Annotated in this window: 12 protein-coding genes; 8 read left to right on the top strand and 4 right to left on the bottom strand. The window is 64.5% G+C overall.

From position 1 onward, the window contains the following. Positions 1-33 precede the first annotated feature (33 nt). The 8 genes from HMPREF9058_RS00985 (at position 34) to HMPREF9058_RS00965 (ending at position 10,233) form a co-directional block, all read left to right on the top strand. Complete coding sequence (locus HMPREF9058_RS00985; protein WP_009747612.1) at positions 34-1,455, top strand: O-acetylhomoserine aminocarboxypropyltransferase/cysteine synthase family protein; 1,422 nt, start codon at positions 34-36, stop codon at positions 1,453-1,455. A gap of 11 nt (positions 1,456-1,466) precedes the next feature. Then, the gene (locus HMPREF9058_RS00980) at positions 1,467-2,690 is read left to right on the top strand and encodes a homoserine O-acetyltransferase (RefSeq protein WP_009406090.1); all 1,224 of its coding nucleotides are present in this window, start codon (positions 1,467-1,469) and stop codon (positions 2,688-2,690) included. 144 nt (positions 2,691-2,834) lie between these two features. Beyond that, complete coding sequence (locus tag HMPREF9058_RS12890) at positions 2,835-3,119, top strand: hypothetical protein (RefSeq protein ID WP_009747397.1); 285 nt, start codon at positions 2,835-2,837, stop codon at positions 3,117-3,119. A 55-nt stretch (positions 3,120-3,174) separates the two neighbouring features. Further along, a complete protein-coding gene (locus HMPREF9058_RS13295) occupies positions 3,175-5,379 on the top strand; it encodes a DUF6571 family protein (protein ID WP_009405871.1) in 2,205 nt (734 codons plus the stop codon). Then, positions 5,380-6,102: a hypothetical protein gene (locus HMPREF9058_RS12885; RefSeq protein WP_254654019.1), complete on the top strand. Its 723-nt coding sequence runs from the start codon at positions 5,380-5,382 to the stop codon at positions 6,100-6,102. It abuts the gene before it with no gap. A 348-nt stretch (positions 6,103-6,450) separates the two neighbouring features. Then, positions 6,451-9,198: a sialidase family protein gene (locus HMPREF9058_RS00975; protein ID WP_009405803.1), complete on the top strand. Its 2,748-nt coding sequence runs from the start codon at positions 6,451-6,453 to the stop codon at positions 9,196-9,198. Positions 9,199-9,653: 455 nt separating this feature from the next. Further along, complete coding sequence (locus HMPREF9058_RS00970; RefSeq protein WP_009406259.1) at positions 9,654-9,935, top strand: type II toxin-antitoxin system RelE/ParE family toxin; 282 nt, start codon at positions 9,654-9,656, stop codon at positions 9,933-9,935. Next, on the top strand, positions 9,910-10,233 hold the full coding sequence (locus HMPREF9058_RS00965; RefSeq protein WP_009406314.1) for a HigA family addiction module antitoxin: 324 nt from the start codon (positions 9,910-9,912) through the stop codon (positions 10,231-10,233). The genes HMPREF9058_RS00970 and HMPREF9058_RS00965 overlap by 26 nt, the downstream gene beginning before the upstream one ends. Before the next feature lie 282 nt (positions 10,234-10,515). On the opposite strand, the gene HMPREF9058_RS00960 is transcribed toward HMPREF9058_RS00965, so the two are convergent. From HMPREF9058_RS00960 to HMPREF9058_RS00950, 4 genes are all read right to left on the bottom strand, one after another. Then, complete coding sequence (locus tag HMPREF9058_RS00960; RefSeq protein ID WP_009405635.1) at positions 10,516-10,749, bottom strand: type II toxin-antitoxin system Phd/YefM family antitoxin; 234 nt, start codon at positions 10,747-10,749, stop codon at positions 10,516-10,518. Between the two features lie 264 nt (positions 10,750-11,013). Next, complete coding sequence (locus HMPREF9058_RS00955) at positions 11,014-12,618, bottom strand: Na+/H+ antiporter (protein ID WP_009747423.1); 1,605 nt, start codon at positions 12,616-12,618, stop codon at positions 11,014-11,016. Between the two features lie 146 nt (positions 12,619-12,764). Continuing rightward, the gene (locus tag HMPREF9058_RS13290; protein WP_254654018.1) at positions 12,765-12,938 is read right to left on the bottom strand and encodes a hypothetical protein; all 174 of its coding nucleotides are present in this window, start codon (positions 12,936-12,938) and stop codon (positions 12,765-12,767) included. Beyond that, positions 12,935-13,195 (bottom strand): helix-turn-helix domain-containing protein, encoded by a 261-nt coding sequence (locus HMPREF9058_RS00950; RefSeq protein WP_010614411.1) that lies wholly within the window; start codon positions 13,193-13,195, stop codon positions 12,935-12,937. The genes HMPREF9058_RS13290 and HMPREF9058_RS00950 overlap by 4 nt, the downstream gene beginning before the upstream one ends. Positions 13,196-13,430: the final 235 nt, after the last annotated feature.

The raw sequence follows: 13,430 nt of genomic DNA, 5'->3' as shown, positions 1-13,430 counted from the left end.
CCGCCGGTCACCGGGAATCACCAAGGAGCCCTCATGACCGACCAGCACCCCACCGCCCCCGAGGCCACCCCCCAGAGCGCGGAGCCGATCCCCTCCCCCACCAGCCCGGCGGGCTGGCGCTTCGAGACCAAGCAGGTCCAGGCCGGGCACGACCCCCTGGCCGAGCCCGCCCACGCCCGGGCCATCCCGATCTACCAGACCTCCTCCTACGTCTTCGAGTCGGCCGAGCAGGCGGCCGCCCGCTTCGCCCTGAGTGACCTCGGCCCGATCTACACGCGCCTGAACAACCCCACCAACGACATCGTCGAGCAGCGGATCGCGGCCCTGGAGGGCGGCGTCGGGGCGCTGCTGACGTCGTCGGGACAGGCGGCCACGACCCTGGCCCTCGTGACGCTGGGCGGGGCCGGGAACAACATCGTGGCCTCGCCCTCCCTGTACGGCGGCACCACGAACCTACTCACCCACACCCTGCCGCGCCTGGGCATCGAGACCCGCTTCGTGGACGACCCGGGCGACCCGGCGGCCTGGGCGACGCTGGCCGATGAGCGCACCGTCGCCTTCTTCGGGGAGACGATCCCCAACCCGCGCGGCGACATCCTCGACATCGAGGCGATCTCGGCGGCCGCGCACGAGCTGGGCATCCCGCTGGTCGTGGACAACACGGTGGCCTCACCCTTCCTGACCCGCCCCTTCGAGTGGGGCGCTGACATCGTGGTGGCCTCGGCGACGAAGTTCCTGGGCGGGCACGGCTCCTCCGTGGCGGGCGTGATCGTGGACTCCGGCAGCTTCGACTTCGCGGCCCAGCCCGAGCGTTTCCCGGGCTTCAACACGCCCGACGAGTCCTACCACGGCCTGGTCTACGCCCGGGACCTGGGGGTGGGCAGCCCGCTGGGTGCGAACCTGGCCTTCATCCTCAAGGCGCGCGCAGAGGGGCAGCGCGACCTCGGCTTCGCGCTGGCGCCGCACTCGGCCTTCCTCATCGCCCAGGGCATTGAGACGCTCTCGCTGCGCATGGAGCGGCACGTGGACAACGCTCTGGCGGTGGCCACCTGGCTGGAGGGGCGCGACGACGTCGCCTCGGTGCGCTACTCGGGGCTGGCCTCCAGCCCCTACTACGAGCGGCACCGCAAGTACTGTCCGCGCGGGGCGGGCTCGATCCTCGCCTTCGACCTGGCCGGTGGGCGCGAGGCGGGGGCGGCCTTCATTGACGCCCTGAGCCTGTTCTCCAACCTGGCCAACATCGGGGACGTGCGCTCGCTGGCGATCCACCCGGCCACCACGACGCACTCCCAGCTCGACGACGCCGGCCTGGCCGCGGCCGGGATCAGCGCCGGGACCGTGCGCCTGAGCGTGGGGATCGAGCACATCGACGACATCCTGGCCGACCTCGAGCGCGGTCTGGCGGCGGCCCGGGCCGTCGGGGCGGGCGAGCCGAGCGCGGCGGCCGGGGCCTGAGGCGGTCTGTCATGAGTGCGACCACGTCCTCCTCCTACCCCGTCTCCAGCGGCAGCACCGAGACCGAGCCGGCCGCCTACGGCGTGGGGACGGCCTCCTCCAAGCTGGTGGACCGCAAGGCCGGCTCCCCCACGGGCGCCTGGCGGCCAGGCGACGAGCCGGGGCACCGCCGGTTCCTGGAGATCGGGGACCTGCCCCTGGAGTCCGGGGAGGTCCTGCCCAACACGGTCCTGGCCTTCGAGACCTGGGGGGAGCTGAGCCCGCAGCGCGACAACGCGGTCCTCGTGCTGCATGCGCTCACCGGCGACTCCCACGTCACCGGTGAGGCGGGGCCCGGGCACCCGACGCCGGGCTGGTGGTCGGACCTGGTGGGGCCGGGGCGGGCCATCGACACCGAGCGCTACTTCGTGGTGGCCGCCAACATCCTGGGCGGCTGCCAGGGCTCGACGGGGCCGTCGTCGACGGCGCCGGACGGGCGCCCCTGGGGGTCGCGCTTCCCGTGGCTGACCACGCGCGACGCCGTCGAGGCCGAGGCGCGCCTGGCCGACGCCCTGGGGATCGAGGTCTTCCACCTGGTCATCGGGGCCTCACTGGGCGGGCACCGGGCGATCGAGTGGGGGGTCACCCACCCGCAGCGGGTGCGCAACCTGGCGCTAGTGGCCACCGGCGCCTCGACGACCGCCGACCAGCTGGCCTGGTGCCACCTGCAGGAGCTGGCGATCGTGGCCGACCCCTTCTTCTTCGACGGCGACTACTACTCCCACTCGGTGGGACCGGTGCGAGGGCTGGGGCTGGCGCGGGCGCTGGCGCACACGACCTACCGCAGCGCCGCCGAGCTCGACGAGCGCTTCGGGCGGCGCCACCAGGGAGAGGAGGACCCGGCGGTGGGCGGGCGTTACCAGGTGGAGTCCTACCTGGACTACCACGCCGGCAAGCTGCTGGCGCGCTTCGACGCCAACACCTACCTCATCGTCACCCACTCGATGATGGTGCACGACGTCGGTACCGGGCGCGGCGGCATCGAGGCGGCGCTGGCCAGGGTGCAGGCGCGCACGCTCGTGGTGGACGTGGACTCCGACCGACTCTTCCTGCCCGCCCAGGCCGAGGAGCTGGCCGGCGGCATCCCCGGCGCGAGGCGCGAGACCATCACCTCCCTGCACGGGCACGACGGCTTCCTCATCGAGGCCGAGCAGATGGACGCGATCCTGCGCGACTTCCTGGCCGGGGCACCCTGAGAGCCCAGAAGGACCGGCCACCCAGCGGGCCTCCGAAGCGCCCGATGGCGAGGACTTGACCTTGAAGCCGCTTGAACGTTCTCGCCGCCGCGCATATAGTGGACGACATCTAATCAACCGGTCACTAGTTTGATGGAGACATGTATGTCTGATAACGCCAAGAAGCGCGAGAATCTTCAGAAGCTTGCCGACTTTGTAGGTACCAAGACCAGGTCCCTGGGTTTCGAAGACGGACCAAACGGCGAAGCAGCCAACCCTGGGAGCACGTACGCCCAGGGCATCAATGCAGGGGACACATGGACATCCACTCTCGCAGATCAGGAGGCAGCCTCGGTCAAGGAGCCTCTGAACAAACTAGCAGGCGACTTTGCCGATCTTTACGGCTTACTCAATCAAGAAATAAACTCTGACGCCCTAAAAGACGACTAATTCGACCAACACCTTAGTACTTCAATCACAACCAGCACCGAAGAAAGATTCGCAAATGGGCACCATCAAGCTTAATCCCGACAAGCTGAAAAAGAAGATCAAGGGGCTTCGTGACAAGTCCGACGAGGCGGGACGTGCCCGAGCGAGCATCGACACGGAGAGTGAGAGGCTGGGAGACCCTTCACCCTCAAAAGCTGTTGATACGTTCTGCAATAACTCTGCCACCCATATCAATGATGTTCGCGCTTGCGCTAATCGAATCGAGAGCGACATGAACCGCATCATCGAACTCAATCAAAATGGCATAGCCACCATGAACGGCGGAACGATAACCGTGGAGAACGTTCCCGACACGGTGCTTAAAGGAGGAAAGAACGAGTTCGACGCCTGGAGCCAAGGCGCCCTGGACGGAAAAGACGCGCAGACTCTCGCCAACGGAGGAACACCAAAAAGCGGTCGCACACCCAGTGAAGTTCAAGCCTCAATGGAGGCGAACAAAGATAAGTCTTCCTACGCGACAGCCTTCATCGACGGAGTTGGACCGGAGAATATCACAAAACTCCCAATTACATTCGCCTCAGAACAACAGAAAGAAGAGAGCGGATTCAATACACAACTTGCTTCAACTCTCGGAAATATACTAGCAGCCGCAACAAGTTCATGGAGCAGCGAAAAGAATAAGGAAGTGTCGGATAAGATACTTCAAACCGTTGATTGCGAGAATAGCGAGAAGGATCCAACCACCTATCGCGCCGAACAAATAAATGAGGCGAAGCAACTAGTTGCACTAAACTACATACTCGGAAGCCACGATAATGACGGCAACTACGTCAACGACCTACGCTTCGGCACCGACTTTCTCGTCAGAATGGCGGAAGGGTTAGAAAAAATTGATCCCGGAAAAATCGAGACTCTACGTCTCAACGCTAAGTTTTCCAATGAGGACAAAGCATTTTACGCAATGTACGAGAAGGGGCTCTCCTTCAACCCAATGAGCGGAGTCCTAGACGCAATGGGAGGCAATGCGGATGCCGCATTGAAATACCTGGCACCTTCCGGGAAAAATGGCCAGGTTGACACAAGTCGAGTAGATAAATTGACCAAGTACGACTGGAGCTGGGATCCGACCGGATTCGGGGGGCTCACTTCAGCTATCGCCGCAGCATCCAGCAAACGATCATCAACTGCAACCAACCCGTCTGGCGGTCCCTCCGAAAGCGAAAGAGCTCGCCAACTAGCCGGTGTTGCCGTTCACGAAATTGCAGCAAATGTACCCCAAGCCAATCCACACGACTGGGCGTGGGATCGCGCAAAATATCCGAAGGGAACCACCAGCTACGACAATGCGGCAAAGGTTCACATCGCACAGTTACTGGCGAACTGTGCACCTGAACTAACTGAAGCATGGGACAACGGTTCGGCTGTCAATCCATCAACTGGGGAGAAACTCCCAAGGACCACCGAAGATGACTTCAATAAATTAACTTATCGTGTTGCAGATAACGAGAATGCAACTGCAACAATTGCTGCCGGCATTGCCAAGCATGCAACCGAAAGATCGGCAGAACTGATAGCGGAGAATGCCGGAAACAAGGAAGCGCAACTCCAACACATTAACCAAGCATACTCCCAGGGGTCGAGCGCACTTAACCACCTTACTGCCATCGCTGACGTAAGAGCAGACGATAATACCAAGGCTAGCGAGAATGATGCCAGCGTTAAGACGGCTGCTTCCTCTGCTGCTTTAACAGCATTTACGGCAGTGGCTACGGGCGGACTTAGCGCTCCGTTCCAAATAGGAGCATCCGTCGCCACAACAACCCTGACATCTCCCATCATCACCGACAAGGTGTTCGGTGCCGATAAGGTTAAGTCAACCATGAACACTAATCCCGATGAGCAAATGTGGGCCTACGCTGTACGCGATGCAGCAAACGCAGAACTACTCAACGAGAATGACTTCTCTGCGCCAGGTTCCGAAAATTACTCTTGGATCGTCGAGAATAGCGACGGAAAACACCGAATTGATTTATCAAAAGCATCACAAGAGGACCTGAAAGATGTGAAATCTTGGACCGACACCGTTCATGAAAAATTAAAGTCTGAGAAACCTGACGCGAATTCATCTAGCGGGAAAACTGTAGTTCCGGGAGATCCTGCATTTGAGACATTAGCCAAGAATTTTAATGGAAAATCTTCCGATGGCCACAAAGACGGTCACAACGACGCGGCAAGTCGAGAAAAGCCAGGGGTGAGTTAAATGAAGGAAAGCTCCACGACACTACGAACACTGTGCTACATTTTGACGACATTTCTCCTTTTGAGTAGTTGCTCCACAATTAAGTCCATCAAAAATGCGAGAGTCTCCGCCTCAAGCACGGCCGCCGTTGCTGCTAATATTCCAGTATGCGAAGTCACGACCACAGGGGCCGTCGAGCGGAGGCTGGGCCAGCAGGTAGAAATGTTCTTCTACGAGCACAACAATGACTCCTCCTTGGGATCCTCCTACGGATGTTATATATATAGCTTCGTTGGACAGAAAGGCGAAGCAGAAGGATTCCAGGTTAAATACCAACAGAAGACAGCGCTCGATGAAGTGGATGTTCCGGCACTGTACGACGCTCACACCTACGCAGAAGCGGCAGCCTTGGAGCGTGCAACCCGATTCACCCTGAACGGCATCCCAGGTGAAGGAGTGACAATCCCTTTGGAAACCGGTAACTGGGCGGCAGTATGGAGATACCCGGACACCACTATCCTCACTGTCCTCATTAAACGAAAATCGGATGTCGAGAAGATAGCCAGCGGCGGTTCCATCGCTAAGTCCATCACTGAACTCTTCGCCCCACATGTCCCCCAGGTGGCTGCGGGCCCCACGCAGAAGCTGACCTTCTACCCACCAAACGAAGATACCGCTCGAGTGCTAGGAATTCACGACGGCGGCGCCACACCCCTGAAACCATGGCCGTCACCATCACCGTGACAGCATCCCCAACTGAGGCCGAGCAGATGGACGCGATCCTGCGCGACTTCCTGGCCGGCGCATAGACTTCGACAAACCGACAAAAACTTCAGAAACGACGCGGCTCCGGGTCGTTTCTGAAGTTTTTGTCGAAGTGTGTGGCGTGCGCCGCGCCGTCAGAGGCCGAGCGGCCGCGGCGACAGGGGTCGAGCGGTCGGGCCATCAGGGACCGAGCGGTCGGCATCCGGCGACTCGCCCGACTTTGCAGAATCGAGATGTTCCGTTACCTTATCGTGAGACGTCTGACATCTACCGTCTACGTCTCCTGTTGAAGGCAAGGCCGCCTCGGCACCCTAGAACGGAACACCTATGACATCGCACAGTCCTTTTTCCCGGAGGCGCCTGCCGGCCCTCCTGGGCTCCCTGCCACTGGCCGCCACCGGCCTGATCGCCGCCGCACCCCCGGCGCACGCCGTTCCCACCTCTGACGGCCTGGCCGACGTCACCATCACGCAGGTGAACGCACCCGCGGACGGCCTCTACTCCGTCGGCGACGTCATGACCTTCAACATCACCCTCACCAACACCAGCGGCGAGGCCCACTCCTACGCCCCGGCCTCGACGAACCTGTCCGGGAACGTCTCCAAGTGCCGGTGGCGCAACGTCCCGGCCGGGACGACTAAGACCGACTGCACCGGCCTGGCCACGCATACGGTGACCGCCGAGGACCTCAAGGCCGGCGGCTTCACCCCGCAGATCGCCTACGAGGTCAAGGCCGTGGAGTACGCCGGGAAGGCCCTGAGCACCCCGGAGACGATCAAGGGCGCGACGAGCCCGGTCAAGGCCAACTCGCTGCGGGTCGAGTCGATCACGCCGTCGTCGAGCCAGGAGAACTACAAGCTGGGCGACACCGTCACCTACACGGTGCGCGTGCGCTCGGTGTCGGACAAGACGATCAACGTCGCCGCCACCGAGTCCTCCTTCGACGACCTGGGCCGCCAGTGCCACTGGGGCGGCCTCAAGCCGGGCAAGGGCGCCGTCTACAACTGCAAGCCGCTCACCCACACGATCACGCAGGCCGACATCGACGCCGGCCGCTGGACGCCGTCGATCGCCCTGACGGCCACCGGCACCGACGGCGCCGCCCTCCAGACGCTCACCGCCACCGGCAACCCGATCAACGTCGTCGGCGACCACCCGCAGGCCACGCCCGCACCGGCGCCCGACGCGAGCACGGAGCTGCCGGCCTCAATGAGCCAGGCTCAGCACGTGGCCCCCAACACGGCCACCGACAACTACCGCATCCCGGCGATCACCACCGCCCCCAACGGGGACCTGCTCATCTCCTACGACGAGCGCCCGAAGGACAACGGCAACGGCAACGGCGGCAGCGACGCCCCCAACCCGAACCACATCGTCCAGCGCCGCTCCACCGACGGCGGCAAGACCTGGTCGGCGCCCACCTACATCCACCAGGGCACGGAGACCGGCAAGAAGGTCGGCTACTCCGACCCGAGCTACGTCGTCGACCACCAGACGGGCACGATCTTCAACTTCCACGTCAAGTCCTACGACCAGGGCTGGGGCGGCTCGCAGGCCGGCACCGACCCGGACAACCGGGGCATCATCCAGGCCGAGGTGTCGACCTCCACGGACAACGGCTGGACCTGGACGCACCGCACGATCACCGCGGACATCACGAAGGACAACCCGTGGACCGCGCGCTTCGCGGCCTCAGGCCAGGGCATCCAGATTCAGCACGGCCCTCACGCCGGGCGCCTGGTGCAGCAGTACACGATCAGGACCGCCGGCGGCGCGGTGCAAGCCGTCTCGGTCTACTCCGACGACCACGGGAAGACCTGGCAGGCCGGCACGCCGATCGGGACCGGCATGGATGAGAACAAGGTCGTCGAGCTCTCCGACGGCTCCCTCATGCTCAACTCGCGCGCCTCGGACGGCTCCGGCTTCCGCAAGGTGGCCCACTCCACCGACGGCGGGCAGACCTGGAGCGAGCCGGTGTCCGACCAGAACCTGCCCGACTCGGTGGACAACGCCCAGATCATTCGGGCCTTCCCCAACGCCGCGCCGGACGACCCGCGCGCCAAGGTGCTGCTGCTGAGCCACTCGCCGAACCCGAAGCCGTGGTCGCGCGACCGCGGCACCATCTCGATGTCCTGCGACGACGGCGCCTCCTGGACGACCAGCAAGATCTTCCACGAGCCCTTCGTCGGATACACGACGATCGCGGTGCAGTCCGATGGCAGCATCGGCCTGCTCAGCGAGGATGCCCATGACGGCGCGAACTACGGCGGCATCTGGTACCGCAACTTCACGATGAACTGGCTCGGCGAGCAGTGCGGCCAGAAGCCGGCCGAGCCGAGCCCGGCACCGTCGCCGACGGCAGCGCCCTCGGCGGCACCGACGGAGAAGCCGGCCCCGTCGGCCGCGCCGAGCGCCGAGCCCACTCAGGCCCCGGCACCGTCCTCCGCGCCTGAGCCGAGTGCTGCCCCTGAGCCGAGCAGCGCCCCGGCTCCGGAGCCCACGACCGCCCCGAGCACTGAGCCCACGCAGGCTCCCGCACCGAGCTCCGCGCCTGAGCCGAGCACTGCACCGACCGCTGCGCCCGCACCGGAGACGTCCTCTGCTCCGGCCGCTGAGCCGACGCAGGCCCCGACGGTGGCGCCTTCTGCTGAGTCCACGCAGGCGCCGGGTGCGCAGCCGAGCGCCGCGCCGTCGGAGAAGCCGGGAGCACAGCCGAGCTCGGCCCCCAAGCCGGGTGCGACGAGTCAAGCGCCGTCGGTGGCGAACCCGAAGGCAACCGCCGCGGCGACGCAGTCGGGGAAGCCGTCGTCGAGCGCGAGCCCGGCGCCGAGCCGGAGCGCGACGGCAACGTCGAAGCCGGGCATGGAGCCCGATGAGATTGATCGGCCGTCTGACGGCGCCATGGCGCAGCCGACCGGTGGTGCCAGCGCGCCGAGCGCTGCGCCGACGCAGGCGGCGAAGGCCGGCAGCAGGCTGTCTCGCACGGGGACCAACGCGCTGCTGGTCTTGGGCCTTGCGGGTGTCGCGGTTGTCGGTGGGTACCTGCTGCTGCGGGCTCGTCGCTCGAAGAACTGAACACGCGACGAGCCGACCAGCCGGCTCTGAGCACTGACTGAGGGGTGGGACGCCGACGCGTCCCACCCCTCAGTGCTGTTCCGCGCGGCGACGCTGACCGCCTCAGCAGCGCGGCCCGACCTTCCTCAGGCGCAGAACGCCCAGCGATGTCCAAATCGGACACAAAGGCCTAGAACGGGACAGAACCGGCGAGAAGAAACCGCACGATTCCAACGTTCTGTTTCCCGGGTTGGCAACGCCGGGCCTCCTTTGTATCCGATTTGGACACCGAACCACCTGCGCAACACCAAGAGGATCAACCTGTGAGCCCACGGATGAGCCATCGGCCGCCACCGCAGACAATCGATGGCATCAAGGCCCGCCAGACGCACTCACACGCCCGGATCAACATCGCCACCCTGCTATCCCCTCTTAACTACTAGCGTTATTAACGGCCTCCGTTATACCCTGTCGTTGTGATCAGGTCCTTCGCGGACAAGGCGACCCAGCGAATGTGGCGCGAGGAGTACATTCGTGCCCTCGACAGGTCGCTCCAGCGCGCCGTGCTACGCAAGCTGGAGCTTCTGCACGCAGCAGCCGATGTCGAAGACCTGCGCATCCCACCGGGCAACCGGCTCGAGCGGCTGACTGGCGATCGACGTGGCCAGTACAGCATTCGGGTCAACGCCCAGTGGCGACTCTGCTTCACCTGGCATGAAGGAGGTGCGGATGATGTCGAGCTCGTCGACTACCACTGATGCTGACCGGATCGACCCGATTCACCCGGGCGAGGTCCTCATGGAGGACTTCATCGAGGGGTTCGGGATCACCCAGAACAAGCTCGCCACGGCCATCGGCGTGCCCCCGCGCCGCATCAACGAGATCGTGCACGGCAAGCGCGGCATCACTGCGGACACCGCGGTACGCCTGGCCAAGTACTTCGGCACCTCTGCCGAACTCTGGATGAACCTGCAGAGCCACTTCGAGCTCAGGCTCGAGCGCCAGGCCCTGCGCGAGCAACTCGACCACATCGTGCCGCTGCAGCCGGTGGCGTAGACAACGCAGACGGCATACATGACCGACGCTCGCCTCCGGAGAAGTGAGCCGGTAAGAATCGAGCCCAGGTGGACCCGGAGTTGCTGAAGGGCCCCAGCGGCCCTCCGTCCTCACCAACGAGGCGTCCGACAGTGTCCAAATCGGACACAAAGGCCCAGAACGGGACAGAACTGGCGAGAAGAAACCGCATGATTCCAACGTTCTGTTTCACGGTCTGGCAACACCGGGGCTCCTTTGTATCCAATTTGGACACCGACACCCTCCTGCGCCCCTGCAATGCGGTCAGGTTCGAGCGCGAGAGCCCGTGAGAGCCCGTTCGTATGCGTAGAGCAGACGACGGGCATTCTTGGTCGACCGGAAGAGGTAGGCGGTCTCCTGCCAGCTCGCGTACTCGTCAGCAGGCATGAGAACCGCTCGACCGTTGCTCGAGACGATCTCGACGGCATGGTGACTGGTGGCGATGCGGTCAATGAGCGCTGGCAGCATCCGACTCGCTTCGTCGGCACTGACGCTCACCGTCGCTCCCCTGGCTTCACACGGCATTGGAGTATCGTATCGGTCCCTTCGCCTCGGATGGTGGCAAGGTGGCAAGAGTTGCCGAAGCCGCCAGCAAGAGAGTCCAACAACTTCACCGTGCATGCGTGACCGACGTTCACCTCCGGTGAGGTGCGCCGGTGCGGTTCGGGCGGGGGTGACAGGACCGCAGATACTCGCCGAACACGCTTCGACGAGGCGAACGCTACGGAGGCGATCGATATCACCGACCGGCGGGTCGCCGGTTTACTCGACGTCGATGGGGCCGTTGATGTGGAGGGTCTCGACGTCAAGGCGTCGGTTGACTCGCGAGGCGGTGGAGTCGTCGATGCGGCCAGAGAAGCGCAGGCCGTGTACGCGCTCGCGCAGGTGCTCGATGACGGCGAGCCGCAGGGCGCTTTCCGGGCCGCAGTACACATCCGCCTCGCTCTCTGTGGCCGAGTTGAGCACGGACTGGTGACGACGTGCATAGTCGGCGCGCACCGCCTCGATGGCTGCGTCGTCGTCGACGCCCGCGCGTTCGGCGATGGCATCGAGCTGACTGATGGCGTCGGCGAGGATCTCGGCGAGGGCCTCGGTCTCCTGCGACTCGACGGACTCGGCGGTCTGCGTGCCGGCCGAGGGCCTGGCGTTGGCCCAGCGGACCACGTAGGGCAGGGCGAGGCCCTGGATGAGGAGGGACAGGAGGGTCGCGCCGGCGACGACGAGGATGATGAGGTTGCGCTCGGCGTAGGCGGCGCCGTCGAAGGAGACGGGGATGGACAACGCCATCGCAAGTGAGATCGCGCCGCGGAAGCCGGCGACCGTGGAGACGACGCGGCCGCGGAAATTGGTGCGGCGCAGGCGCTGCTCGGGGCGGCGGTCGAGGGCGCGGATGGAGTAGATGATGAGGTGCTGGCCTGCGAATCTTCCCGCGACCATGGCGATGTAGATGATGGGGATGAGGATGAGGCCGCGCACGAGGTCGGCGTGAGGGAGCTCGGCGACGATGCCGGGGAGTGCCACTCCCACCATGACGAAGAGGATGGTGTTGAGGATGTGGGTGAGGATCGTCCAGAAGGGGATGCCGAGGACTCGCGAGCCCAGGGACATGTGCGGCGCGGCGAAGCGGGAGATGACGATTCCGCAGGTGACGACGGCGAGCACGCCCGAGCCGCCGATCTCCTCAGCGAGGAAGAAGGTAACGAAAGGGGTTGCCAGGGCGGTGATCGTCGCCAGCATGGGGTCGTCGGTGATGGTGCGGACCCGGATGCCGATCTTCGTGACTGCCGCGCCGACGAGGACTCCTGCACCGATTCCTCCCCCGAAGGATAGAAGGAGCTGATGTGCGACGAGGCCGGCGGTGACGCCGGAGGAGTCCTGCGCGGCTTGGAGGGCGATGGCGAAGATGACCAGGGCGGTGCCGTCGTTGAGGAGTGACTCGGCCTGAAGAATGGTGCGGCCGTTGGGGTTGATGCCTCGTCCCAGGCTGGAGACGGCGGTGGCGTCGGTGGGGCCGAGGCAGGCGCCGATGAGGAGGGCGGCTCCCACGCTCAGCCCCGTGAGGACGCCGATGAGGGTGATGAGGGCGGCTGTGATGGCGACGAGGACCGTGGCGCTGAGGATGATGCCGCGCAGGCTTCGCCGCATGCGGTTGAGGGAGACTGACAGCGATTCCCAGTACAGGAGGATCGGCAGGAAGATCGTGAGCACCACGGCGCTGGGCAGGGACATCTCCTCCCCCACCGGGAGCAGGGCGATGCCCACACCGGAGGCGATGAGAAGTACCGGGGCGATGAGGCGGAATCTGTTGGCGATCGCGTAGGCGACAACCGAGGCGCCGATGAGGGCGACGATCATCTCGATGGTCATGAGGCTGCCGGGTTCCCTTCCTGGGATGAGTGTGGCGGGCGGACTGCGGTCGGCCCGGGAGAGGGGCGCAGTCAAGTCCGGCTTGGGGCCAGGTCTGTGTCAGGCCCAGGCCAGGCTAGGCCGGGCGCAGCCTACAGACGCTTCCTTCAGCGCCCCTGGGGATACTCGATTCGCGTGCGTGACCGATGCTCACGCTCGGCGAGGTAGGTGGGGTCGTAGAGAAAGGTTGTGGAGACCTGGCCGCGCGATCGGGTGACGTGCGCTTGGCCGACCAGCCGGTGGGAGCCATTGGCATCGGAGACAATCTCGATAGTGATCATCGGGCGCGCTTTCTGGTGAGGCGGCCGGCGCGGAGGCGGCCGATGTCGCTGGCCAGGGGATCGGCCGCGTCGACAAGCTGGTCGAGGATGCCCAGAGCGCGCAGCACCTGGGTGACGCTGTTGAAGCTGACGTTGGGGTTGCCCGATTCGATCTTGCGCAGGGTGTCACGGGTGATACCAGCCCGCTCGGAGACCTGCTGTGCGGTCAGGCCGAGCACCATGCGCCACCCGCGCACATGCTCTCCGAACTCCGTCACCTGACGGTGGATCCTGTAGCCCGACATGTTCCCCCCGTTCGCTATGGCGACTATCGTGGCCAGAACCGACAGTTGTGGCGATGTTGCTCGTCGTATGGTTCAGCGAACGTGGGGTGGACAACGGTTGCGGCAACTGATGATCGTTCCCCAGTCGCTTGGACCGCTCGCCGGCGGGCTGTCCACCTCGTGGTTCAGGGACAGGGCGTGATGACCTTGTCCGACGACGGTCCGCCGT

Source organism: Actinomyces sp. oral taxon 175 str. F0384, assembly GCF_000223355.1.
GTDB classification, from domain to species: Bacteria; Actinomycetota; Actinomycetes; order Actinomycetales; family Actinomycetaceae; genus Actinomyces; species Actinomyces oris.
Note: the sequence above shows the minus strand (reverse complement) of the source record. Positions and strands in the feature narration are given on the sequence as shown.

Excerpts from the sequence above, each read along its gene's own strand:
- HMPREF9058_RS00985 (WP_009747612.1), top strand. The coding sequence starts at position 34 with ATGACCGACCAGCACCCCACCGCCCCCGAGGCCACCCCCCAGAGCGCG.
- HMPREF9058_RS13290 (WP_254654018.1), bottom strand. The coding sequence starts at position 12,938 with ATGATCACTATCGAGATTGTCTCCGATGCCAATGGCTCCCACCGGCTG.
- HMPREF9058_RS00980 (WP_009406090.1), top strand. The coding sequence starts at position 1,467 with ATGAGTGCGACCACGTCCTCCTCCTACCCCGTCTCCAGCGGCAGCACC.
- HMPREF9058_RS12890 (WP_009747397.1), top strand. The coding sequence starts at position 2,835 with ATGTCTGATAACGCCAAGAAGCGCGAGAATCTTCAGAAGCTTGCCGAC.
- HMPREF9058_RS00975 (WP_009405803.1), top strand. The coding sequence starts at position 6,451 with ATGACATCGCACAGTCCTTTTTCCCGGAGGCGCCTGCCGGCCCTCCTG.
- HMPREF9058_RS13295 (WP_009405871.1), top strand. The coding sequence starts at position 3,175 with ATGGGCACCATCAAGCTTAATCCCGACAAGCTGAAAAAGAAGATCAAG.
- HMPREF9058_RS00955 (WP_009747423.1), bottom strand. The coding sequence starts at position 12,618 with ATGACCATCGAGATGATCGTCGCCCTCATCGGCGCCTCGGTTGTCGCC.
- HMPREF9058_RS00965 (WP_009406314.1), top strand. The coding sequence starts at position 9,910 with ATGTCGAGCTCGTCGACTACCACTGATGCTGACCGGATCGACCCGATT.
- HMPREF9058_RS12885 (WP_254654019.1), top strand. The coding sequence starts at position 5,380 with ATGAAGGAAAGCTCCACGACACTACGAACACTGTGCTACATTTTGACG.